The organism is Natronomonas marina (genome assembly GCF_024298905.1).
Lineage (GTDB): Archaea > Halobacteriota > Halobacteria > Halobacteriales > Haloarculaceae > Natronomonas > Natronomonas marina.
This window is the reverse complement of the sequence record NZ_CP101154.1, coordinates 774,708-795,712: the sequence shown is the minus strand read 5'-3', so window position 1 is coordinate 795,712 and position 21,005 is coordinate 774,708. Positions and strand designations below refer to the sequence as shown.

Below are 21,005 nucleotides of genomic sequence, written 5' to 3'. Positions count from 1 at the left end.
AGCGCCTAAACCTTTTTCGCCGGTGGGGTGAAAGGGTGTGCCAATGGCTATCGACGACGCGGACGGCGACGCGGCCGGTGCCGGGGAACCGGTCGAACCAGCCGACACCGAGTCGGAGGCTTCGGCGGAAGGGGGGGCCGCCGAACCGGACCGATACGACCTCGAGGAACTCAGAGCGAAAGCCGACGCCGGAGCGTTCGACGCCGGCGAACTCGAGGAGATGATCGGCGGCGCCGGTCAGGCCGCCGCCCGACTGACCGACACCGCCACCGAACGGACCGTCCGCGTCAGTCCCGAACTCGACGAGGACGCCTTCTTCACGGCCGAGAACGGCGGTACCACGGTCGTCAACCGCTACGACCTCGAGAAGGCCGTCCCCGCAGAGAAGAAACACCACTTCCGGGAGGTCGAGCGGTACTGGGTGAACAAGCCGTACGCCTTCGTCGTCATCTTCCACTCCGAGAAGGAAAACGAGAAGAAGTACTACCTCATCGAACCGCACCTCACCCCCATCGAGGAGGACCTCAGGGAGTTCCTCTCGGGAAAGCTCAAGACCGCCATCAAGTACTCCAGCGACCAGGTGGTCGTCCAGGGCAGCGAGGACGCCCGCGCCGACGTCATCGAGCGGGAGGCCCACGAGCTGCTGGAGCGGTACGACCTCTACGACGACGATGCCCGGCCCGACGACGGCGGCCTGCTCGGTGGCCTCAAGAGTACGGTCGGCATGGGCGAAAGCGCCGAGCGGACCGAACGGTCCGGCCAGCTACAGGGCGTGGCGTCCCGCCCCGAACCCGCGGTCATAAGCGAGGACGACGACACCCTCACCGAGTACCAGATCGAGAAGCTCCTCTACCTCCTGAAGCGGGACTTCATCGGCTTCGAGCGGATCGACGGCATCAAACACGACATCAACGTCGAGGACATCTCCTGTGACGGCTACAACTCCCCCGTCTTCGTCTACCACTCCGACTACGAGCAGATCATCACCAACGTCTACCACGGCGAGGAGGAACTCGACGACTTCGTGGTGAAACTCTCACAGCGGTCCGGCAAGGGCATCTCGAAACGGAACCCACAGGTCGACGCGACGCTGCCGGACGGGTCGCGCTCGCAGTTGACCCTCGGCCGGGAGGTCTCCGACCACGGGACGAACTACACGATCCGGCAGTTCAAGGACGTCCCGTTCACGCCCGTCGACCTCATCAACTGGAACACGTTCTCCCTGGAGGAGATGGCCTTCCTCTGGCTGTGCATCGAGAACCACAAGTCGCTCATCTTCGCCGGCGGCACCGCCTCCGGGAAGACCACCAGCCTGAACGCCGTCTCGCTTTTCATCCCCTCGAAGGCGAAGATCGTCTCCATCGAGGACACCCGCGAGGTCGAACTCCCGCAGCGCAACTGGATCGCAAGCGTCACGCGGCCGTCATTCAGCGAGGGCGACAAGGGTGACGTCGACGAGTTCGACCTGCTGGAGGCCGCACTGCGGCAGCGGCCGGAGTACATCGTGATGGGCGAGATACGTGGCGAGGAGGGCCGGACGCTGTTCCAGGTCATGTCCACCGGCCACACCACGCTGACGACGTTCCACGCCGACTCGGTCGGCGAGGTGATAAAGCGGTTCACGACCGACCCGATCAACGTCTCGAAGACGATGTTCACGGCGCTGGATCTGGTCTCGATCCAGACCCAGACGCGGGTCCAGGGCAACAAGGTCCGCCGGAACAAGTCGCTGACAGAGATCAACCACTACGACCCCGAGAACGACGAGATCAACGTCCAGGACGTCTACCAGTGGCAGGCCGAGACCGACGAGTTCCTCCAGATGGGCGAGTCGAACACCTTGGACGAGATACAGTTCGACCGCGGGTGGACCAAAGAGCGCCTCGACCGGGAGATGTTCATGCGAAAGCTCGTTTTAGCGTACCTGATCGAGCAGGGGCTCAACACCTACACCCAGGTCGCCGCGACGCTGCAGGCGTTCATCAACGATCCCGAGTCCATCCTGGGGCTCATCGCCAACGACGGACTCGAGCGGTCCCTGGAGGACCTCCGGGAGATGGAGTCGGTCAAGATCGACATCGACCCCGAAAAGGAGGCGATGGTGCCGCGACCCTCGGCCGGCGAGGGGATGCTCGCGGAGGCCCGCGAGGTCATTCGGGACGGCGAGGACCTGCTGGCGGAGTACGGGGACGAACCCGTCGAGAAGGGCGTCGCCGACGCCCTCGAGATAGACGAGGCCGGCGACGTTGACCCCGGAGAGACGAGTTCGGACGAGGAGTTCGATTACGGCGGGTTCTCCTTCGAGACCGGTGACGGCGAGGCGACGACCGACGGTGGTGAGACGTCACGGGGCGACGACGGGACGGACAGGAGCGAACCATGAGCCTCGGGTCCGCCGAGAGTACCAACACCGGATCGGGAGGAAACGTCCTCGCGGACGCGTTCTACCCGCTCTACACCCGGCTGTTCGACGACGAGGGCGACTTCGTCGGGAATCTGGAGTCGAAACTCGCCGAGGCGCGCATGCCGGAGACGGTCGAAATCTACCTCTCGAAGTCCCTCGGGATCGGCGTGCTGGCGGGGGTCGTGCTGTGGCTCCTCGGAACCGCCGTCGGCTGGGCGATCGTTACCTTCCTCGTCACCGAACCGCCGACGTTCCTCGGGTTGTCGCTGCCGGAGCCGTACCTCGGCATCGTCAACGCGCTCAAGATACCCTTCATCATCGTCGTCTCGGGGCTCGTCTTCGGCTCCATCGGCTTCGGAGCGGGCTTCGGCGGGATGGTCGGCAAGCCCTACCTCGACGCCGACGCCCGGAAGCGAGAGATAAACGTGCTGCTGTCGGACTCGGTGTCGTTCATGTACGCGCTGTCGGTCGGCGGCCTCAACCAACTGGAGATACTGCAGGCCATGGCGAAGGCCGACGACACCTACGGCGAGGTGGCAAAGGAGTTCCAGTCGATCGTCCTGGAGACGGAGTACTTCGACACCGACTACCGGACGGCAATCCGAAACCAGGCCGCACAGACCCCCTCCGACGAACTCAGCCAGTTCCTCACGGACATGCTCTCGATCATCAACTCCGGGGGTGACATGGAGAAGTTCCTCGAAGACCAGAAGGAAAAGCAGATGCGGACCTCGAAGCAGGAACAGGAGCTGGTGCTGGAGACCCTCGAGCTGTTCGGCGAGATGTACATGACGCTGTCGCTTTTCCCCCTGCTTCTCATCATTATCCTCGTCATCATGTCGATGCTCGGGGAGGCAAACGACAGGCTCCTGTACGGGACGGTCTACGGGTTGATCCCGCTCATCGGGGCGGGATTTCTGGTCTTGGTATCGACCGTCGTTCAGGACGAGGTCGGCGACGGCTACCTCCGCGACGAGCGGGGGGAGGTCGTCGGCGAGTCCGACGGGATGTTCGATCTGGGGCTGGCCGACGACTACGCCGGCGACTACTCGGTGTTCGATCGGGTGAAGTCCCGGGAAGGAGCCCACCTGACCGCGAGCGTCCTCAAGGCGCCGCACCTGTTCTTCCGGGATTATCCGCTTGCCGTCCTCGCCCTCACCGTCCCCATCTCGCTCGTGCTCGTCGGCTTCTCGGTGATGGCCGGCTTCGCGCCGACCTCCGTCGACGGGCTGCTCGCCGGCCCGGTCCGGGGGACGTTCTTCTGGGTGTACCTCCCGCTGTACGTCAACTTCGTGCCGCTGACGATATTCCACGAGTGGAACGTCCGCTCGCGGAGTTCGATCACGAACAAACTCTCGGACAACCTCCGGAAGCTCTCCAGCGCCAACGACACCGGGATGACGCTCCTGGAGTCGTTGAACGTCGTCGCCGAGACCTCCTCGGGACGGCTGGCGGAGGAGTTCAGGGTGATGTACGCGAAGGTCAACTACGGGACGAGCCTGAAGACGGCGCTGCGGGAGTTCAACAACAAGTACCACATCCCCCGGCTGGCACGGACCGTGAAGCTCATCTCGAAGGCCCAGGAGGCGTCGAGTCAGATTACGCAGGTGCTGTCGACGGCCGCCCAGGCCTCGGAGAACCAGGACGACATCGAGCGCGACCGCAAGTCACGGACGCGGATGCAGATGGTCATCATCATCATGACCTACGTGACCCTGCTCGGCGTCATGGCGCTGCTGAAGGTGGAGTTCCTCGACACGATGGCGGGGCTGACCCAGCAGGCTGCCGAGGGCGGCTCCGACCAGTTCGGCGGCGGTCTCGACATCGAGGTGCTGACGCTTTTGTTCTTCCACGCCGTCACGCTGCAGGCCATCATCTCCGGGCTCATCGCCGGCTACATCCGCGACGTGAGCCTGATGGCGGGGCTGAAGTTCGTCGTCGTCCTCCCGACACTGGCGCTGATCACGTTCATGTTCGTGTGATACTATGGCAGGAAATCGCGCACAGACGCCGCTCGATTTCGCCATCGCGATGGGGATATTCCTCGTCGCGGTGACGTTCGTGTTCACGTTCATCCCGTCGCTGACGACGCCGTTCGTCGAGGGCGACCAGGACAGAAGCGTCGCCGCCGACCGCGTCGCCAGCCACCTCGCCGAGGGCGGCCTCGGCGACCCGGCCGATCCGTTCGTCGTCGACGCGGAGTGTGCCGACGACTTCTTCGACGGGGACGCCAACCCCGACTGCGGCTACAGCGGCGGCACCTTCTACGAGCGGATCGGCGTCGACGGCAGTCGGCTGAACGCCAACGTCACGATCAACCAGATCAACCCGGACGCCTCCGGCGACGACCGGTTCCGTTCGGTCTGCCACAACGACGCCGTCGGCGTTATCCACGAGGACAACGGGAGTTTCAGCTGTGACACCGCGTTCGTGGCTGGCGAGGAACCGACCGACCAGGACTCCGTCGTCGTCGCCCGGCGTATCGTCACGATACCGGGCTGTGACTTCGATACGGCCAGCACCGAGGTGAACACCTGTGATGCGACCCTCGAGGTGAGAGTATGGTAACCGACCGCGGCCAGGCCTACACGCTGGAGGCGATCATCGCCGCGGTGCTACTCGTCTCGAGTCTCGTCTTCGCCCTGCAGGTGACGGCGGTGACGCCGCTGTCGGCCAGCACCTCGAACCAGCACATCGAGAACCAGCAGCGCGCCTCCGCGTCGGGCGTGCTGACGGCCGCCCAGGAGGCCGGCGTGCTGAAGGACGCCGTGCTGTTCTGGGACGACACCGAAGCGGAGTTCTACGACGCCGAGCGGGTCACCTTCTACACGAACAGCTACCCGCCCAACGACTTCGGCGACATCACCCAGCGGGCCTTCGACGGGCGGGGACTGGCGGTGAACGTCGTCGTCCACCCGGGCAACGCCGACCCCGTCGAGATGGTCTATCGGGGCGAGCCGAGCGACAACGCCGTCAGCGCCAGCCGGACGGTGACCATCTACAAAGACGACGAGTTGACGGCGCCGGGCATCTCGACGACCGCCGAGAACGCCGACACGTACGAGGACGTGATACCGCCCGATTCCGACGGCAACAGCGTCTACAACGTCGTTCGCGTGGAGGTGACGGTATGGCGGATGTGACGCGGCGGGACCGCGCCCAGATACTGCTCATCACGTCGCTGCTGATAGCGACGGTGTTCGTCGGGCTCGCGCTGGTGGTCAACAGCGGCATCTACACGGAGAACCTGGCGACCCGGTCGACCGGCGAGGAGGCCAGCCAGGTGGCCGAGAACCAACAACTGGTCGAGCGGGACCTCCAGGGACTCATCGACAGGTCCAACGCCGCCGTCACCGACGACGACTACACCGCCGTCGAGAACGGCTACGACGACGACCTCGCGCTGTGGTCGACCAGTCTGGAGCGCCGGTACGGGAAGACCGGCCGATTCGTCGAGTACCGCGAGAAGAGCACGGTCGAGGGGACCCGCATCCGGCAGACCGATGTCGACCGGGGCTTCACCGCTGGCGGCTCCCTCGCGGGCCAGGAGGAGTGGACGCTGGTCAACGAGACCGAAGAGGTCGGCCGGTTCGAACTCCTGCTGCAGCGGCCGTCGCTTCTGGACGCGACCACCCACACGCTGGACAACGTGCTCGGCGAGGCGTTCAACGTCGCCATCGAGACCGCGGACGGCGACGAGTGGCACGTCTACTTCTTCCGGGGCGTGTTGCCCGATACGGGCTACGTCCTCGTCGAGGACCCCAGCGGCTTCGGGCTCACGCTCAGTCTCTCGGACCTCGACGACCTCGACGACACGAACTCCTGTGCCAGCACGGACGGCGACATCTCGGTCGACCTCCTGAACGCGTCGTTCGGCGGCGAGCACTGCCCGGAGCTGGAGTTCTACACCGACGAGGTGACGGGCACTGCTCACAACGTCTCCTACCAAAACACGGAGACGGACGGGAGCCTGCTCGGACTCGCCCTCACCGACCCCGAACCGCGGGTCAACGGGACCTACGACGTCATCGTCGACACGCGGGCCGACCGGGCGCCCTACTACGATCCGACCAGCGGGGACGACCCGACGGCGAAGGCGGTCATCTACGAGGCCAGCGTCACCGCGGAGTTCCGCAGCGAGGGCGTCACCTACGAGAACGACGAACTGGCGGCCGAGTGGAGCCTGGTAGAATGAACGGCGAGCGCGGTGTCTCCCCGGTGTTCGGCTACGTGCTGACGCTGGGCATCTCGACGCTTCTGGTCTCGGGACTCCTCATCGCGGCGGGCGGCTTCGTCGAGGACCAGCGCGAGCAGACGAGCAGGAGCGAACTCCGCGTCATCGGCCAGCAGGTGTCGGCCGACATCGCCGCCGCCGACCGGCTCCACCGGACCGACGGCGCCTCCGAGATAGCGATCACCCGAACGATACCGGAGCAGGTCGTCGGTTCCCAGTACAAAGTGGCCGTCAGGACGGACAGTAACGGTCCGACGGTTCCGTATCTGGAGTTGACGGCGACCCGGCCCGAGGTGACCGTCGAGATAGGCGTCGCAAGCGAGACCGCCGTCGCCGAGTCGACGGTTAGCGGCGGCGAAATCGTCGTCGAGTACGAGAGCGGTCCCGACGAACTGGAGGTGTCGAATGCGTAGCGTAACCGCCGACAGCCGCGCGGTCAGCGAGGTCATCGGGTTCGTCCTCGTGTTCTCGCTCGTGTTGGGGACCATCTCCATCGTCTACGTCGGCGGCCTCTCGGGGCTGGACGACACCCGGGACGCAGAACGGGTCAACAACGCCGAACGGGCCTTCGACGTGCTGGCGAACAACTTCCAGCAGATGGGCCGCGGCGAGGCGCCGAACCGGGCGACCGAGATCAAACTCGCCGACGCCCAGTTGACGACGACGGTGAACCGGAAGGTGAGCATCAAGTCATCGGGGATGGCCACGGCCGCCGAGGCGAACCCCGTCGCAATCCGGTACGACGCGCCCGGCGACACCAGTCTCGTCTACGAGAACGGCGCGGTGATACGGGTCCAAGACGAGAGTGCCATCATGCTGAGCGAACCGGACTTCCTGTTCGGCGACGGCACCGTCGTAGTCCGGTACATCTCCCTGCGCGGCAGCGACCAGGGCGTCGGCGCCTCGACATCGACGGTGCTGGTCCGGGCCGAGGAACTGACGAGCAACGTCCTCGTCAACCGGGGGTCGAGCACCGACGTCGTCCTGAAGATGCAGACCCACCCCGACCGGGACGACGTCTGGGAGGAGTACTACGAGGAGCGGATTTCGGCGGCCGATTCGACCTGGGGCGGCAACTGCGACGACCGGGACCCGACGGTCGGCGGCCCGGACACGACGATGGTCATCTGCGACGGGTTCGACGTGGACAAACTCGCCGTCTCGCGGGTCCGCGTTCGCGTGGTGCTGACCTGACTACGACAGTTCGACTCGTACCCTGTTTTCGGTGACGTGGAGGTAGGTCACGACGTTGCCACCGCCATCGTAGACGATGTTCCCGACCGACTGGTCGTTCAGCCCCGCGTTGCCCTGTTGCCGTTCCTCGATGGACACGTCCATGTCGTCCATCATCGTGAAGTGGTGCTGGACGACGAGGTCGACCGGCTCCTCGTCGCCCGTCGATTCGGTGGTTCCGGGGTCGGCCGGGTGGCCGCTCAGGTCCTCGGTACTGTTGAAGGTTCCCTGATCGTAGTTGTCGAACGTCAGGAGGTCGTCGCTGCCGTGGTTGGCGGCGTCGGTGTACTCGAACGTCCGCGAAGAGTCGAGCAGGTCGACGTCGAGTATCTCGTCGCCGGCCGGGCAGGTGATCTCGAAGGGGTTCGTGCCGTGGTTCTCGTCGAGGACCCACGTATGGTAGTTGTCGCCGTCGTTATCGCTGTAGTAGACGACCGTCCGAACGGGGTCGCCGCAGTTGGTGCCGCCCCCCCGTTTTTCGACGTAGATCTCGATGCGCTTGTCGCCGGTCTCGCCGGCCATCGACCAGCCGAAGTTGTTGAAGTCCGAGGCCGAATCGCCGCGGAACTGGAGGTCGAGGCTATCGAGAGAGTGGCCCGCGTCCTGTCCACGGACCGAGATCGACTCGCCGCCGATGATGCTGAAATCGCCCTGGGTACCGAGCGTGATGATCTCGGCGGTGACGGTGCCGCCGTTGCAGTCGGAGACGTCGCCCTCCGTCCGTTCCTCGAAGTAGGTTCGCCACCCCTCGCAGTAGTCGCTGGTTATCTCGACGGAGACGTTGCCGTTCTGGACGGGATTGAGCAGTTCGGTGCTGCCGTCGGGGTAGGTCTCGGAGGTGTTGGCGTAGACGTCCTCGGCGGTCTCGACCCTGTTGACCCGGGCCGTCACCTGCCCGCTCGCGCCGTCGCTACCCTCGATGCGGACCAGCGGGAAGGTCAGCGTCGCACCCCGGTAGTGGAACTCCGGCGAGGAGACCAGCCGGGAGTCGCCCTCGGGGGATCTCCGCCAGACGCCGCCACCCTGGTAGGCCACCTCGGTGTCGTCGGACTCGTAGACGACCGCCCCGAGCGTCTCGTTGTACAGGATCGTCGTGTTGCCGTCGTCGGTGGTGTTGTCGAAGGAGGCGTAGTCCTCGCAGTCGTCACAGTCGGTCCCGTTCCAGTTCTCGTGGATGAGGCGGACCCGCCCGACGTCGTTCTCGACGCGGTACTGTCCGCTCTGCCCGCCGAGCGAGACGGTCTGGGCCTCGGAGTCGCCGAGTGCGACCTGTGCGGCCCGCGCGTCGAACTGGGACATGGCCTGTTCGGCCTGGCCGATCTCCGATCGACTCTGTGTGTCCCGAATGGCGTCGCCGCCGATCGCGACGATACCCACGGCGGCGGTCAGCGTCAACCCCAGAAGGAGGACGACGCCGATGGGGGAGGACTGTCCCCGGTCCGGTAGCGACGCCAGCATTGTACAAGATCCGGAGACGAGTACTGATAAGAAGTCCGGCCGTTTCGACGCTCGTACCGCACGGTGCAAACGAGAAACGGCGCCCAGAACGCCGGTACACATCGGCGGCGGCCGTAGCCGAACGTCCGGGCAACACGTTCGACGTTCATTCGACGATCAGTTCGTATTCGGGCCGGAAATCACTGAACGACCGATAATCCGACGAATACTGTCGATGTCGGCAGGATTAATATGTTATAATGTGTTATAACAGGTCCCAGGCAACCGTTAAGTACATTCGATGTGCTACGGCATGGCACGATGGAAGAGAAAGAGACACTGGAGGACGTCAGCCACACACCACCGACCGGCGAATCCGTCTCGAACGTCTGGGATCGAGGCCACGAAGGAGCCGACTGAGTTCGACCGTCCGGAACTTCTTCGCGGCGAGTTCGACGCGGTGCCCCGAGAATTGAATAGGACTGCCCCGTTGGGAGCCGTATGGACATCGACACCGACGAACTTCTCGCATCGCTGACACCCAGAGACGAGAACCCGGCGATAAAGACCTACCAGAACACCGTTTCGGTCGCGTGTCCGGCCTGCGAGGAGCCGTTCGACGATCTGGTCGTCTGCAAGCAGAACCCGACGAGTTTGAACCTCTCTCGGCAACTGGACCTCTGTGTCGGCGTCGAGGACGATCAGGCGTTCATCTTCACGCACAAGCCCTAGTCGGCCCACGGTCCGACGTCGAGGAGCGCGCCCGCGAGCCAGCCGATCAGGAGCGGCGTGACCACTACCAGACAGGCCACGCCGACGTACCGGGCCGGCGGCGGCTGGAGCGCGAGATAGACCAGGTACGCCGTTCCGACGAGCGGCCACAGCCACCCGAATCTCGACCGCGCCGTCGCCGACATACCACGCCGTTCCCGCGCCGGGGTAATGAGGCTACTCAAACCGGACCGCTCATGACCGGGTCAACGTTTAGCAGGCGAACCGCCGACGAACGGGTATGCGACGGCGCCGATACCTCGCCGGGCTCGCGCTCGCTGCGGTCCCCGCCACCGCCGGCTGTTCGAGCGACGGCGGCGACCCGGCGACCGAGACGGAAGACAACGAGGTCTACAGCAACGCCCTCCGGGACGCAGTCGAGAGTGACGGCCACGCCGTCCGGAAGCTGTCGGTCGGCGAGCGGGCCACACTTGCCTACTCGCCGGCCGAAGCCTCCGAAGCGGGCGTCAGAGCCAGCGTCAGCGACGTCGCCCGGGCCTTCTTCGACCGCGTCTACGGCGGCTGGGCGGTCGCCGGACTGGACGCCCGGGTCCGCGTCGACGGTACGCTCGTCGCCACCTGGCGGATGGAACGGGCCTGGATCGAGTCCTACCTCGACGGCGATATCAGCCGCGACGAACTCGGCACGAAGGTCGAAAACAGCGTCGAGCGGCGGGTCGGTACGGCGACCCCGACCGCCGGAGGGGACGGATAGCGGCTCCCGGGCGGCCAACAGTTCGTTCGGTCGTTCGCGTGTCGGGGACCGTTCGGGTGTTCGACGCCCTCGCGCACGGAGCGGTGTTCGCCCGTCCGTGTTCACCGCGTTCGGAAACGGACTCGCCGGGACTGAGCAAAGCCGAAGGCTTTGCGAAGGTCGGCGAGTCCACGAACGACTGGAGCGAGCAAAGCGAGCGAAAGGAGTGAGTGGACTCGCCGGGATTTGAACCCGGGGCCTTCCCCGTGCCAGGGGGATGATCTACCGCTGATCTACGAGCCCGCGAACGCGGCCGATACTATCCGGGTGCGATTCATAAACCCATCGAACCCTCGCCGGGGCGTGTGTGTGGTGACCTCACCCGAGTCGGGCGATTTTCCCGCGAGCGCCGGGGTCGAGCGCCCGCGAGAGGGTGATCCGCCGCCCGGCCGGCGCTCCGTTAGAGTGAAACGCTTTGCCACGGAAGAGGAGTGTATGAGCACGGAGCAAGAGCAGCGAACCATCAGGTGTCTCGTAGCGAAGGTCGGTCTCGACGGTCACGACCGGGGCGCCCACGTCATCGCGCGGGCGTTCCGGGACGCCGGGTTCGAGGTCATCTACTCGGGACTGCACAAATCGCCCGACGAAATCGTCCAGGCGGCCGTCCAGGAGGACGTCGACGTCCTCGGCATCTCCATTCTCTCGGGGGCCCACGACACGCTCGTCCCGAAGATCGTCGACGGGCTGAAGGAGTACGACGCCTTCGAGGACACGCTCGTGCTCGTCGGCGGCATCGTCCCCGAGGAGGACCGCGAGGAACTGTACGAACTCGGCGTGTCCGAGATCTTCGGCCCCGGCGCCTCGATGCAGGAGACCATCGACTTCGTCCGCGAGAACGCCCCCGACCGATAGATGAGCGGAGACGAGTCGCTCATCGACGAGCTACTGGCAGGCAAACACCGGGCGCTCGCGCGGGTCATCACGAAGATCGAGAACCGGTCGCCGGGCTACCGCGACCTCGTCTCGCAACTGCACGAACACACCGGCCACGCCCAGGTCATCGGAATCACGGGGTCGCCGGGGGCGGGCAAGTCGACGCTGGTCGACAAGATGGCGGCGACCTACCGCGAGCGCGGCGAGACGGTCGGCGTCATCGCCATCGACCCCTCCTCGCCGTTCACCGGCGGGGCAGTGCTGGGCGACCGCATCCGGATGGCCTCCAACGTCGGTGACATGGACGTGTTCTTCCGGTCGATGTCGGCGAGGGGGTCGCTGGGCGGCCTCTCGACGGCGACCACGGACGCGGTGAAGGCGCTGGACGCCTTCGGCAAGGACCGGATAATCGTCGAGACGGTCGGCGCCGGCCAAAACGAGGTCGACATCGTCAGGACGGCCGACACCGTCGCCGTCCTGGTACCGCCTGGCTCCGGCGACGACGTCCAGATGCTGAAGGCGGGCATCCTCGAAATCGCCGACGTCTTCGTCGTCAACAAGGCCGACGTCGACGGCGCCGACCGGACGGTCAAGGAACTGCGCGAGATGATCCACATGCGGGACGCCTCGCCGATGGCTGGCCACCACGGCGCCGGCGCGGTCGAAGGAGAGGCCAGCGACGGCGGCAAAGACGACGACGAGCGTCAGCCGCCGATCGTCGAGACGGTCGCCAAGACCGGCGAGGGGGTCGAGGAGTTCCTCGAGGTGCTGGCCGACCACGTCCGCTGGCTCGAGGAGACGGGCGAACTACAGGCGCAGGCCCGCCAGCGCTACGCCGCGGAGATACGGACGCTGCTCCGGGAGGACAGCGCCGCGCTGATCGAAGAGGAACTCGACGCCCGCGGCGGCCTGGACGCCTACATCGAGGCCGTCACGGCCAAGGAGACCGACCCCTACTCGGTGGTCGACGAGATAATCTCGCCCGTCGCGGAGTGCGTCCGAAAGAAGCGCGACGACTAGCCGCGGGCGGTAGTTCTAAACGCGTCAGGGCCGTCGGGTCCGGCATGAACCTGAAGCGACTGCTCGGCGGTACCGCAGTCGGTATCGGCGCGGTCGCCGCCGGCAACGCCGCCCTCCGGAACGACCCCGCGGAACTGGACGTCCCGCTCGGGCGGCCGATGGAGACGTACCGCTGGCGGGGCTTCGACGTCGCCTACACCGAGGCGGGCGACCCCTCGAACCCCGACCTACTACTGTTGCACGGCATCAACGCCGCCGCGTCGAGCCACGAGTTCCGGTACGTGGTCGACGCCCTCGCCGAGGAGTACCACGTTCTCGCGCCCGACATCCCCGGGTTCGGCCACTCCGACAGGCCGCCGCTGATGTACTCGGGGTCGCTGTACGTCGCCTTCGTCGGCGACTTCCTCCGCGAGATGACCGACGAGCCGACCGTCGTGGCCTCCTCGCTTTCGGCCGCCTACCTCGCGGCCGTCGAGGACGTCCCGGCGACGGAGTTCGTCCTCGTCTGTCCGACGGCGACGACGATTCCCGGGCGGCGGACGTGGCTCCGGTCGCTGCTCCGGTCGCCGGTCGTCGGGGAAGGGCTGTACAACCTGCTGGCCTCGAAGCCGTCCATCCGGTACTTCCTCGCGGATCACGGCTTCGCGGAGACGGCGTCGATAACCGACGAGTGGGTCGAGTACGACTGGAAGACGGCCCACCAGGCGGGCGCGCGGTTCGCGCCGGCGTCGTTTATCAGCGGCTTCCTCGACCTCGACGTCGACCTCGGCGCGCGGTTGGCCGAGACGGGCGTCCCGACGACGGTCGTCTGGGGTCGGGAGGCCGAACTCCCGCCGCTCTCGGCGGGGCGTGAACTCGCCGAGCGGGCGGACGCACGGCTCGTCGTCTTCGACAACGCCGACCTGCTGCCGCACGCCGAACACCCCGCGGAGTTCGTCGACCTGCTGGTCTAGGAGAGTTCGATGGAGACGGCCGTCGCGGAGGGTGGGTCCTGGTCGAGCAACTCCGCTATCGCGTCGAGTTCCTCCCGTGCGGTCTCGTCGTCGCTCTCGTCGATGGCCTCCCGGACCCGCTCGATGCGGCTCCGGGCCGACCGGACGGCCTCGTCGCGGTCGCGGGCCCACTCGCCGGTCAGTTCGTGACCCAGCCAGTCGCCGAGCAACTCGACGAAGGTCCGCTCCCACTCGGAGAAGCCCTCGCGCTCCGTGCGGTCGCAGAAACAGAGCGTCCCGTACCGTCGATCACCGACGTAGATCGTACTCCCGATGTAGGCGCTGAACTCCTCGCCGTCTCCGTTCCCGTCGCCGTCGGCCGTTCCGGTGACGACGCTGCCGCCGTCGACCGTCAGGTCGTCGAGGTCGTCGACCAGCGTCGGGCCGTCAGCCGTCGGATACGGCACCGAGCCGTCGACGCTCTCGACCAGTATCTCGGCGTTGGCGCCCTCCCCCTGGACGAGTGCGCCGTACTCGACGTCGAGGGTCTCCCGGCCGAGTTCGAGCAGTTCCTCGACGGGCGTCGAGACGCTGTCGATGACGGTCCGGGCGAGGTCGTGCAGCGCCGCCTCCCGGCGCTGGACGGCCCGTTCGGCCCGGTAGCGGGCCGCGGAGTTCTCGATGCGATTGGCGAGTACCTCCCACTGTTCGGTGCCGCGGCGCTTCCGGAAGTAGTCGGTGACGCCCTCGGAGACGGCCTCGCTGGCTATCTCTTCGCTCCCACGGGAGGTAAAGAGGATGAAGGGGATGCCGTGCTCCATCTCGCGGACGTACCGGAGCAACTCAAGGCCGTCCATTTCGGGCATGTGGTAGTCGCTGAGGACGCAGTCGATGTTGCCCGTATCGACCGCGTCGAGCGCGTCGTTGGGGTTCGTCTCGACGCGGATGGAGAACCCCTCCCGCAGCTCCGAGAGCTGATTCGCCATCAGGTCGGCGAGGGAGGGGTCGTCGTCGACGATGAGGACGCGCGTCGGGGTTGCCATGTGTGGATTCGTACGTAGATGTGGTTAATGGTTCCGCCGAATACGACCCGCGATACTGGCGTCGCCCCGCTCGGCCGTCCTGTGGCCTCCCACCGGTCGCGCCGCTCGCGTCGCAGGTGCCGGCGGTGGGTCACATCCCCATGTCGGCCGCGGCGTCGGGCACGGGCAACTCGGCCGGCGCGACCCCCAGCAGTTCGGCGGCGTGGTCCAGCGCCATCTCGAAGCCGTAGTACCGCTCGAGTTCGTCGCCGTCGGCGGTCGGCCGGACCTTCAGCATCGCGTACCCCTCGACGTTCTGTGCGACGACGGCGGTCCGGCCGTCGCTCTCGAACTCCAGCAGGCGCTCCTCGTCGGTCTCGCGGTAGCGGGCGGTGATGCCGTCCGATTCGGCGGTCGTGTCGGGCACGGCCGACCCGACGGACGGGACGACCGGGAAACTGTCGGTTCCGGCGAACCGTCGGCGAGTCGGATCGGGGGCGGCCGCGGGCGGGACCGGAGCGCCGACGAACCGTAAGGCCCGACCCGCTGGGGGGCGTGGGGGGCGTATGCGCTGGCTCAACAGCGGTCTGCGGCGCGACGTCTGTATCCTGCTGGCCGAGGAGTCCTATCGCCAACAGCAACTGAAGGTAGCTCTGGAGGACCACTACGACGACCGAATCGACGCAAAACAGTTCCGGGGCGCGCTGGAGCGACTCGTCGAGGCCGGCTTCGTCGAGCGGGAGGTCGACGGCATCCACGACGTCTACTCGCTGACAGGGGCGGGCCGCGACGCCCTCGATGCCCACTACGAGTGGATGACGGAGAAGGTGGCGTAGCTCACTCCAGCAGTTCGTTGGCGATGGTGTTGCGCAGCACCTCGCTGGTGCCCTCGTAGATCTCGTTGAGTTTGGCGTCCCGGTAGAACCGTTCGGCGGGGAAGTCCTTCGTGTAGCCGTAGCCGCCGTGAATCTGGATGCCCTCGTTGGCGACCTCTCGGCTCACCTCGGAGGCGTACAGTTTCGCCTGGGCGGCCTCCTTGACGAAGTTCTCGCCGGCTATCTTCTTGTCGGCCGCCGAGTGCATCAGCAGACGCGCTGCCCGTGTCTTGGTGTCCATGTCGGCCAGTTTGTGCTGGATGGCCTGGAAGTCGGAGATGGGCTGGTCGAACTGCTCGCGGTCCTGGCTGTACTCCAGGGCCGCGTCGAGGGCGGCCTGTGCGATACCGATCGAGCGGGCGGCGATGGTGATGCGGCCGCCGTTGAGCGTCTTCAGCGCGTGGACGAAGCCGCGGCCCTCCTCGCCGAGCCGACGCGATTCGGGGACGTGGAGGTTGTCGAACCGCAACTCCGCGGTCGGACACCCCTTGTCGCCGAGTTTGTCCTCGGTACCCTCGACGATGAAGCCGTCGTCCTCCTCGGGGCGGACGACGAACGACGAGATGCCCCGGTTGCCGGCCTCGGGGTCGGTCTTGGCGAAGACGGTGACCGTGTCGGCGACCGAACCGTTGGAAATCCACAGTTTGCCGCCGTCGATGACGTAGCCGTCGCCCTCCTTCTCGGCGGTCGTCTCCATGGCGGGCACGTCGCTGCCCGCGCCGGGTTCCGAGAGGGCGAACGCGCCGATGTCCTCGCCCTCGGCCAGCGGTGTGAGGAACTCCTCTTTCTGTTCCTCGGTGCCGAAGGCGTATATCATGTTGCCGGCCAGCGAGATGTGGGCGGCGACGATGGTGCCGAGGCCGCCCGACCCCCGGGATATCTCCTCGAGGGCGGCCGGGTATGCGTGGTAGTCCAGCCCCGCGCCGCCGTACTCCTCGGGGAACGGCATCCCCATCAGGTCGAGGTCGGCCAGTTCCTCGACGAGTTCCCAGGGGAACTCGTCGTCGTGGTCTATCTCGTCGGCCACCGGAACGACTTCCTCGTCGACGAACTCCGCGACCATGCTCTTGATCTGCCTGCCCTCGGCGTCGAGACTGAAATCCATACGCGTGGATTCGGCCGTTCGTACTTTACGCTTCCCCAAGCGGTCGTCCGGCCGACGACCGGACCCACCGCCAGGTATAACACGACAGCACGCCAACAAGACGGCGTACGCATGAGTGACAACTCCGAGGACGCCGAGGACGAACTGCCGGAGGAGGTAGAGGACGTCCCCGACGACGAGGAAGAGGAAATCGTCGAGGAACACCTCGAGGCCCGCGAGGAGGCCCAAGAAGAGCGGATCGAAGCGGAGAAGGAACGCTCCGAGAAGCGCCAGGAGGAGGCCGAGGAGATAGTCAACCCGGACGTCCACCGCGACGAACCGCCCGAGGGCGGTTAGTCGTACTCGTAGAACCCGGCTCCGGTCTTCTTGCCGAGGTCGCCGGCGTCGACCTTCCGCTTCAGCAGGTAGGCGGGCTTGTAGCGGTCACCTAGCTCCTCGTGGAGCGTCTCGGTGGCGTCCAGACAGATGTCCAGGCCGATGTGGTCGGCCAGCTCCAGCGGCCCCATCGGCACGTTGGTCCCGAGTTTCATCCCGCGGTCGATGTCCTCCTTGGTGGCGACGCCCTCGTCGAAGGCCCGTATCCCCTCGTTGATCCACGGCATGAGGATACGGTTGGAGACGAAACCGGGTTTGTCGTCGGACTCCCAGGTCTCCTTGTCGAGCGACTCCGAGAAGGCGTGTGCGAGCGTGACGACCTCGGGCGCCGTCTTCTCGCCGACGACGACCTCCACGCCCTTCATCACCGGCACGGGGTTCATGAAGTGGACGCCGACGACCAGTTCCGGCCGCTCGGTCGCGGCGGCGATGGTCGTGATCGACAGCGTCGAGGTGTTCGTCGCCAGCACCACGTCCTCGTCGGTCACGGAGTCGAGGTCGGCGAATATCTCCCGCTTTACATCCATGTTCTCGACGGCGGCCTCGACGACCAGGTCGGTCCCCGCCAGCGCCTCGAGGTCGGTCGTCGTCTCGATGCGGTCGAGTGCCGCCTCCGCGTCCGCCCGCGAGAGGTCCCCCCTGTCGACCAGTCTGTCGAGGCTGTCCTCGATGCGCTCGAGACCGTCCTCGAGGAACGCCGATTCGACGTCGCGCAGGACGACGTCGTAGCCGGCCGTCGCCGCTACCTGTGCGATGCCGCTGCCCATCGTTCCCGCGCCGACGACGCCGACGGTGTCGACCGATTCGAGTTCGCGCATACGGTCGGTGCGGGCCCGACCGGCGTAAAATTGCCGACCCGGTCCGGCGACCGCCGGTGGGACGGTCGCCGGTCCCTACGCGCGGCCGCGACCGCGTTCGAGGATTACGCCTCGCCGTCGCCCGGCGTCTCTCCACCGTTGCCGTCGTCGCCGTTGCCGTCGTCCGTTCCGTCGTCGCCGTTGCCGTCGTCCGTTCCGTCGTCGCCGTTGCCGTCGTCCGTTCCGTCGTCGCCGTTGCCGTTGCCGTCGTCCGTTCCGTCGTCGCCGTTGCCGTTGCCGTCGTCCATTCCGTCGTCGCCGTTGTCGTTACCGTCGTCGTCGGCCATCGCGGTCACGCCGTCGACCCTGGGGAGTAGCTGGAACGGCGTGTCTTCGTCGCCGACCTTTCCGGCGGCGAACACCGAGTATGCCATCCCGGACTCGACGCTCGCCTCGAACGTGCCGACCACCTCGCCGGCGTTGCCGAACTCGGCGACCCGCACCTCCAGTTCGTAGTCGCCGCCGGGGACGGCCACGTAGTCGGTCGAGTCGCCGAACGATACGTCGTCGAACAGCGTGAGGTTGGTGTCCGCGACGGTGACGTCGACGGCCGGCGCCCCCGGCGAGGCGTGAACGAGTCTGACCTGTGCCACGTCGTAATCCGACAGCACGACCGTCTCGAAGGTCCCGGCCCCTACCTCGCCGATGGCCGCGATCGTCTGGAACGTCGCCTCGACGGTCACCTCCGTCTCGTAGAGAACGTCCGGGGCGTCGCCGCCGTCCCCGTTGCCGTCGTCGGTACCGTTGTCAGAACCGTCGTCGGTACCGCCGTTACCGTTGCCGCCGTCGCCCATCGCCGGCAGGAGTTCGACGGTGTAGGTGCCGGCCTCGAGGGTCAGGTAGTCGGTGAGGGTTCCGTACTCGAGTCCCGAGACGGCGGTGGTGCCGTCGAGCAGAACGTCGACCGCGGGGGCGTCCGGTGCGAGGTGAGCGAGCGCTACCGCCGCCTCGCCCTCGCCGGGCATCTCGCCGTCGGAGGTGCCGTTGCCGTCGTCCTGTATCGCCGTCGCAGTACCGCCGAGCACGCCGACCGCTCCGACGGCACCGGCGGCCAGCATCGTATCGCGCCTTGTCGGTGACATTGCGTTCGCCAGGGCGGAGCCGACCGGTAAAAGGGGGAAGAATCGTTCATCGTCGGGCGATTCCGGTACGCCCCGGCTTCTCGAAAAAGGCCGAACTTTCCCGGTACGGCGGCGCGTCGCCAGCGCTGCGCGACCGGCACGGATGGGCCACGCTACCTGCCGGGCGGACGGGAACGGGAGCCCAAACGTCCAGTAACCCGGGGAAACGGTTCGTTACGCTGCGGTGGACGCCCCGGTGTCGGCGGGTCAGCACCCGCCTACCGGCTCGCCCGCCGACGCTTCCCGCCGAACGGCCGATGGCCCACGGGCTCCCGACGGCCCTGCCCCCCGAATCCGGCGTACCAGAATCTTCTTTGTCCGTCTCGCCGCAGGTCCGTCCGTATGATTCCCATCGACGACACGCCGCTGTGCCGGGACGGGAAGGTACTCATCCTCGCGTACGACCACGGCCTCGAGCACGGCCCGGTCGACTTCCGGGACGTCCCGGAGAGCGCCGACCCCGAGCGGACTTTCGAGGCGGCGACCCACCCCGCCGTCACCTCGGTGGCCGTCCAGAAGGGCATCGCCGAGGCGCTGTATCCCAGTTACGAGGACCGCGTCGACCTGCTGTTGAAGCTCAACGGCACGTCGAACCTCTGGATGGGCGAACCCGACTCGGCGGTCAACTGCACGGTCGACTACGCCGAGCAGTTGGGCGCCTCCTCGGTCGGCTTCACGGTGTACGGCGGCTCGAACCACGAGATAGAGATGGTCGAGGAGTTCCGCGAGGCACAGGAGGCGGCCCGCCACCGCGACCTGCCGGTCGTCATGTGGTCGTACCCGCGCGGGCAGGGCCTGAAGAACGACACCAAGCCCTCGACCATCTCCTACGCCGCGCGGCTGGCGCTGGAGCTGGGCGCCGACGTCGCCAAGGTCAAACACCCCGGCTCCCGCGAGGCGATGGAGGACGCCGTCCGGATGGCCGGGCCGACGAAGGTGGTCATGTCCGGCGGCTCGAAGACGACCGACCGGGAGTTCCTCGCGTCCGTCAAGGAGACCATCGACGCCGGCGGCAAGGGGCTGGCGGTCGGCCGCAACGTCTGGCAGCGGGAGGACCCCACCCGCATCCTCGACGCCCTCGAGCAGGTCATCTTCGAGGAGTCGACCGTCGACGATGCGCTGGCCGCCGCCGAGCGATGAGCGACCCCGTCGAGGCGATAGTCGACGTCGTCGCCCGGACGGCCCCCGAGGTGCGGGCGGGACTGGCCGGCCGCCGCGTCTACGAGAGCGAGGAGAACCCCTCCGGCGAGCGGCAACTGGCGGCGGACGTCTACGCCGACGAACTGCTCGAAGAGCGGCTGCTCGACCTCCCGGCCGTCGGGAGCTACGCCAGCGAGGAACGGGAGGCGGTCGTCGACGGAGACGGGGGCGAGTTCCACGTCGCCTGCGACCCGCTCGACGGCTCCTCGAACCTCAAGTCGAACAACACGATGGGAACGCTGTTCGGGGTCTACGAGGAACCGCTGCCGGCGCCGGGGTCGGCGCTGGTCGCCTCGGGGTTCGTCCTCTTCGGTCCCGTCACGACGATGGTCCTGGCCCGCGAGGGGACGGTCCGGGAGTGGGTCCTCGACGACGACGGCGACCGCGAACTCGTCACCGGGGACCTCCGGCTGCCCGATGAGCCGACCGTCTACGGCTTCGGCGGCCGCGTGCCGAACTGGACCGACGCCTTCGCCGACTACGTCGCCGAGGTTGAGGAGGAACTCAAGCTCCGCTACGGCGGGGCGATGATCGGCGACGTGAACCAGGTGCTCACCTACGGCGGCATCTTCGGCTACCCCGGCCTCCGTGACCGGCCGGCGGGCAAACTCCGGCTACTCTTCGAGGGCCACCCCATCGCCCACGTCGTCGAGACCGCTGGCGGGGCCTCCTCGAACGGCGAGCGGTCGCTCTTGGACTGCGAACCCGACGGCCTCCACGAGCGGACGCCGCTCTTCGTCGGCGACGACGAGTACGTCGAACGGCTGGAGGCGGCGCTCTCCTGACCGGGGC

24 protein-coding genes and 1 tRNA gene are annotated in these 21,005 nt (G+C 66.8%); 17 read left to right on the top strand and 8 right to left on the bottom strand.

Annotation, left to right across the window (positions count from 1 at the left end):
* The first annotated feature begins 43 nt into the window (after positions 1 to 43).
* The 7 genes from NLF94_RS04270 to NLF94_RS04240 are packed head-to-tail and all read left to right on the top strand — an operon-like array spanning position 44 to position 7,832.
* The gene (locus tag NLF94_RS04270; protein ID WP_350355844.1) at positions 44 to 2,383 is read left to right on the top strand and encodes a type II/IV secretion system ATPase subunit; all 2,340 of its coding nucleotides are present in this window, start codon (positions 44 to 46) and stop codon (positions 2,381 to 2,383) included.
* On the top strand, positions 2,380 to 4,386 hold the full coding sequence (locus tag NLF94_RS04265) for a type II secretion system F family protein (RefSeq protein WP_254840226.1): 2,007 nt from the start codon (positions 2,380 to 2,382) through the stop codon (positions 4,384 to 4,386). The genes NLF94_RS04270 and NLF94_RS04265 overlap by 4 nt, the downstream gene beginning before the upstream one ends.
* Before the next feature lie 4 nt (positions 4,387 to 4,390).
* Positions 4,391 to 4,972: a DUF7287 family protein gene (locus tag NLF94_RS04260; RefSeq protein ID WP_254840225.1), complete on the top strand. Its 582-nt coding sequence runs from the start codon at positions 4,391 to 4,393 to the stop codon at positions 4,970 to 4,972.
* On the top strand, positions 4,966 to 5,547 hold the full coding sequence (locus tag NLF94_RS04255) for a DUF7288 family protein (protein WP_254840224.1): 582 nt from the start codon (positions 4,966 to 4,968) through the stop codon (positions 5,545 to 5,547). Before NLF94_RS04260 ends, NLF94_RS04255 begins: the two co-directional genes overlap by 7 nt.
* Entirely contained in the window at positions 5,535 to 6,599 is a 1,065-nt protein-coding gene (locus tag NLF94_RS04250; protein WP_254840223.1) for a DUF7261 family protein, read from the top strand. The genes NLF94_RS04255 and NLF94_RS04250 overlap by 13 nt, the downstream gene beginning before the upstream one ends.
* Positions 6,596 to 7,051: a DUF7266 family protein gene (locus NLF94_RS04245; RefSeq protein ID WP_254840222.1), complete on the top strand. Its 456-nt coding sequence runs from the start codon at positions 6,596 to 6,598 to the stop codon at positions 7,049 to 7,051. The genes NLF94_RS04250 and NLF94_RS04245 overlap by 4 nt, the downstream gene beginning before the upstream one ends.
* Positions 7,044 to 7,832, top strand: a complete 789-nt coding sequence (locus tag NLF94_RS04240; protein WP_254840221.1) for a DUF7289 family protein — start codon at positions 7,044 to 7,046, stop codon at positions 7,830 to 7,832. Before NLF94_RS04245 ends, NLF94_RS04240 begins: the two co-directional genes overlap by 8 nt.
* Here the strand turns inward: NLF94_RS04240 and NLF94_RS04235 are convergent, their stop codons facing one another.
* A complete protein-coding gene (locus NLF94_RS04235) occupies positions 7,833 to 9,329 on the bottom strand; it encodes a DUF7289 family protein (RefSeq protein WP_254840220.1) in 1,497 nt (498 codons plus the stop codon).
* A gap of 300 nt (positions 9,330 to 9,629) precedes the next feature.
* On the opposite strand from NLF94_RS04235, the gene NLF94_RS21110 reads away from it, so the two are divergent.
* Together NLF94_RS21110 and NLF94_RS04230 are read left to right on the top strand one after the other, a co-directional pair.
* The gene (locus tag NLF94_RS21110) at positions 9,630 to 9,728 is read left to right on the top strand and encodes a DUF7989 family protein (protein WP_491562645.1); all 99 of its coding nucleotides are present in this window, start codon (positions 9,630 to 9,632) and stop codon (positions 9,726 to 9,728) included.
* 81 nt (positions 9,729 to 9,809) lie between these two features.
* Positions 9,810 to 10,040 (top strand): DUF7385 family protein, encoded by a 231-nt coding sequence (locus NLF94_RS04230; RefSeq protein ID WP_254840219.1) that lies wholly within the window; start codon positions 9,810 to 9,812, stop codon positions 10,038 to 10,040.
* On the opposite strand, the gene NLF94_RS04225 is transcribed toward NLF94_RS04230, so the two are convergent.
* Positions 10,037 to 10,225 (bottom strand): hypothetical protein, encoded by a 189-nt coding sequence (locus NLF94_RS04225; protein ID WP_254840218.1) that lies wholly within the window; start codon positions 10,223 to 10,225, stop codon positions 10,037 to 10,039. The genes NLF94_RS04230 and NLF94_RS04225 overlap by 4 nt on opposite strands.
* Positions 10,226 to 10,320: 95 nt before the next feature.
* Between NLF94_RS04225 and NLF94_RS04220 the strand changes: the two genes are divergently transcribed.
* Positions 10,321 to 10,794, top strand: a complete 474-nt coding sequence (locus tag NLF94_RS04220; RefSeq protein ID WP_254840217.1) for a DUF8159 domain-containing protein — start codon at positions 10,321 to 10,323, stop codon at positions 10,792 to 10,794.
* Between the two features lie 210 nt (positions 10,795 to 11,004).
* Here NLF94_RS04220 and NLF94_RS04215 read toward each other — a convergent pair.
* A tRNA-Ala gene (locus NLF94_RS04215) sits at positions 11,005 to 11,076 on the bottom strand.
* A 192-nt stretch (positions 11,077 to 11,268) separates the two neighbouring features.
* Here NLF94_RS04215 and NLF94_RS04210 point away from each other — a divergent pair.
* The 3 genes from NLF94_RS04210 to NLF94_RS04200 are packed head-to-tail and all read left to right on the top strand — an operon-like array spanning position 11,269 to position 13,679.
* Positions 11,269 to 11,685 (top strand): cobalamin B12-binding domain-containing protein, encoded by a 417-nt coding sequence (locus tag NLF94_RS04210; RefSeq protein WP_254840216.1) that lies wholly within the window; start codon positions 11,269 to 11,271, stop codon positions 11,683 to 11,685.
* Entirely contained in the window at positions 11,686 to 12,726 is a 1,041-nt protein-coding gene (gene meaB, locus NLF94_RS04205; protein ID WP_254840215.1) for a methylmalonyl Co-A mutase-associated GTPase MeaB, read from the top strand.
* Between the two features lie 44 nt (positions 12,727 to 12,770).
* Positions 12,771 to 13,679: an alpha/beta fold hydrolase gene (locus tag NLF94_RS04200; protein ID WP_254840214.1), complete on the top strand. Its 909-nt coding sequence runs from the start codon at positions 12,771 to 12,773 to the stop codon at positions 13,677 to 13,679.
* On the opposite strand, the gene NLF94_RS04195 is transcribed toward NLF94_RS04200, so the two are convergent.
* Together NLF94_RS04195 and NLF94_RS04190 are read right to left on the bottom strand one after the other, a co-directional pair.
* The gene (locus tag NLF94_RS04195; RefSeq protein ID WP_254840213.1) at positions 13,676 to 14,701 is read right to left on the bottom strand and encodes a response regulator; all 1,026 of its coding nucleotides are present in this window, start codon (positions 14,699 to 14,701) and stop codon (positions 13,676 to 13,678) included. The two genes, NLF94_RS04200 and NLF94_RS04195, sit on opposite strands and share 4 nt — an antisense overlap.
* 130 nt (positions 14,702 to 14,831) lie before the next feature.
* Positions 14,832 to 15,107, bottom strand: coding sequence for a DUF7111 family protein (locus tag NLF94_RS04190; RefSeq protein ID WP_254840212.1), 276 nt, complete (start codon positions 15,105 to 15,107; stop codon positions 14,832 to 14,834).
* 139 nt (positions 15,108 to 15,246) lie between these two features.
* On the opposite strand from NLF94_RS04190, the gene NLF94_RS04185 reads away from it, so the two are divergent.
* Positions 15,247 to 15,516, top strand: a complete 270-nt coding sequence (locus tag NLF94_RS04185) for a PadR family transcriptional regulator (RefSeq protein ID WP_254840211.1) — start codon at positions 15,247 to 15,249, stop codon at positions 15,514 to 15,516.
* 1 nt (position 15,517) lies between these two features.
* On the opposite strand, the gene NLF94_RS04180 is transcribed toward NLF94_RS04185, so the two are convergent.
* On the bottom strand, positions 15,518 to 16,660 hold the full coding sequence (locus NLF94_RS04180; protein ID WP_254840210.1) for an acyl-CoA dehydrogenase: 1,143 nt from the start codon (positions 16,658 to 16,660) through the stop codon (positions 15,518 to 15,520).
* 111 nt (positions 16,661 to 16,771) lie between these two features.
* Between NLF94_RS04180 and NLF94_RS04175 the strand changes: the two genes are divergently transcribed.
* On the top strand, positions 16,772 to 16,996 hold the full coding sequence (locus NLF94_RS04175; protein ID WP_254840209.1) for a hypothetical protein: 225 nt from the start codon (positions 16,772 to 16,774) through the stop codon (positions 16,994 to 16,996).
* Here NLF94_RS04175 and NLF94_RS04170 read toward each other — a convergent pair.
* Complete coding sequence (locus tag NLF94_RS04170; RefSeq protein ID WP_254840208.1) at positions 16,993 to 17,853, bottom strand: 3-hydroxyacyl-CoA dehydrogenase family protein; 861 nt, start codon at positions 17,851 to 17,853, stop codon at positions 16,993 to 16,995. The genes NLF94_RS04175 and NLF94_RS04170 overlap by 4 nt on opposite strands.
* 104 nt (positions 17,854 to 17,957) lie before the next feature.
* Positions 17,958 to 18,974, bottom strand: a complete 1,017-nt coding sequence (locus NLF94_RS04165) for a DUF4397 domain-containing protein (protein WP_254840207.1) — start codon at positions 18,972 to 18,974, stop codon at positions 17,958 to 17,960.
* A 381-nt stretch (positions 18,975 to 19,355) separates the two neighbouring features.
* On the opposite strand from NLF94_RS04165, the gene NLF94_RS04160 reads away from it, so the two are divergent.
* Positions 19,356 to 20,153 (top strand): class I fructose-bisphosphate aldolase, encoded by a 798-nt coding sequence (locus tag NLF94_RS04160; RefSeq protein ID WP_254840206.1) that lies wholly within the window; start codon positions 19,356 to 19,358, stop codon positions 20,151 to 20,153.
* Complete coding sequence (locus NLF94_RS04155) at positions 20,150 to 20,998, top strand: class 1 fructose-bisphosphatase (protein WP_254840205.1); 849 nt, start codon at positions 20,150 to 20,152, stop codon at positions 20,996 to 20,998. The genes NLF94_RS04160 and NLF94_RS04155 overlap by 4 nt, the downstream gene beginning before the upstream one ends.
* The last annotated feature ends 7 nt before the right edge of the window (positions 20,999 to 21,005 follow it).

Bases quoted from the DNA above. Each gene is read 5' to 3' on its own strand.
- NLF94_RS04250 (WP_254840223.1), top strand. From the start codon at position 5,535: ATGGCGGATGTGACGCGGCGGGACCGCGCCCAGATACTGCTCATCACG.
- meaB (WP_254840215.1), top strand. From the start codon at position 11,686: ATGAGCGGAGACGAGTCGCTCATCGACGAGCTACTGGCAGGCAAACAC.
- NLF94_RS04260 (WP_254840225.1), top strand. From the start codon at position 4,391: ATGGCAGGAAATCGCGCACAGACGCCGCTCGATTTCGCCATCGCGATG.
- NLF94_RS04265 (WP_254840226.1), top strand. From the start codon at position 2,380: ATGAGCCTCGGGTCCGCCGAGAGTACCAACACCGGATCGGGAGGAAAC.
- NLF94_RS04155 (WP_254840205.1), top strand. From the start codon at position 20,150: ATGAGCGACCCCGTCGAGGCGATAGTCGACGTCGTCGCCCGGACGGCC.
- NLF94_RS04165 (WP_254840207.1), bottom strand. From the start codon at position 18,974: ATGTCACCGACAAGGCGCGATACGATGCTGGCCGCCGGTGCCGTCGGA.
- NLF94_RS04175 (WP_254840209.1), top strand. From the start codon at position 16,772: ATGAGTGACAACTCCGAGGACGCCGAGGACGAACTGCCGGAGGAGGTA.
- NLF94_RS04245 (WP_254840222.1), top strand. From the start codon at position 6,596: ATGAACGGCGAGCGCGGTGTCTCCCCGGTGTTCGGCTACGTGCTGACG.
- NLF94_RS04195 (WP_254840213.1), bottom strand. From the start codon at position 14,701: ATGGCAACCCCGACGCGCGTCCTCATCGTCGACGACGACCCCTCCCTC.
- NLF94_RS04160 (WP_254840206.1), top strand. From the start codon at position 19,356: ATGATTCCCATCGACGACACGCCGCTGTGCCGGGACGGGAAGGTACTC.
- NLF94_RS04235 (WP_254840220.1), bottom strand. From the start codon at position 9,329: ATGCTGGCGTCGCTACCGGACCGGGGACAGTCCTCCCCCATCGGCGTC.
- NLF94_RS04180 (WP_254840210.1), bottom strand. From the start codon at position 16,660: ATGGATTTCAGTCTCGACGCCGAGGGCAGGCAGATCAAGAGCATGGTC.
- NLF94_RS04200 (WP_254840214.1), top strand. From the start codon at position 12,771: ATGAACCTGAAGCGACTGCTCGGCGGTACCGCAGTCGGTATCGGCGCG.
- NLF94_RS04225 (WP_254840218.1), bottom strand. From the start codon at position 10,225: ATGTCGGCGACGGCGCGGTCGAGATTCGGGTGGCTGTGGCCGCTCGTC.
- NLF94_RS04240 (WP_254840221.1), top strand. From the start codon at position 7,044: ATGCGTAGCGTAACCGCCGACAGCCGCGCGGTCAGCGAGGTCATCGGG.
- NLF94_RS04270 (WP_350355844.1), top strand. From the start codon at position 44: ATGGCTATCGACGACGCGGACGGCGACGCGGCCGGTGCCGGGGAACCG.
- NLF94_RS04170 (WP_254840208.1), bottom strand. From the start codon at position 17,853: ATGCGCGAACTCGAATCGGTCGACACCGTCGGCGTCGTCGGCGCGGGA.
- NLF94_RS04210 (WP_254840216.1), top strand. From the start codon at position 11,269: ATGAGCACGGAGCAAGAGCAGCGAACCATCAGGTGTCTCGTAGCGAAG.
- NLF94_RS04255 (WP_254840224.1), top strand. From the start codon at position 4,966: ATGGTAACCGACCGCGGCCAGGCCTACACGCTGGAGGCGATCATCGCC.
- NLF94_RS21110 (WP_491562645.1), top strand. From the start codon at position 9,630: ATGGAAGAGAAAGAGACACTGGAGGACGTCAGCCACACACCACCGACC.
- NLF94_RS04220 (WP_254840217.1), top strand. From the start codon at position 10,321: ATGCGACGGCGCCGATACCTCGCCGGGCTCGCGCTCGCTGCGGTCCCC.
- NLF94_RS04185 (WP_254840211.1), top strand. From the start codon at position 15,247: ATGCGCTGGCTCAACAGCGGTCTGCGGCGCGACGTCTGTATCCTGCTG.
- NLF94_RS04230 (WP_254840219.1), top strand. From the start codon at position 9,810: ATGGACATCGACACCGACGAACTTCTCGCATCGCTGACACCCAGAGAC.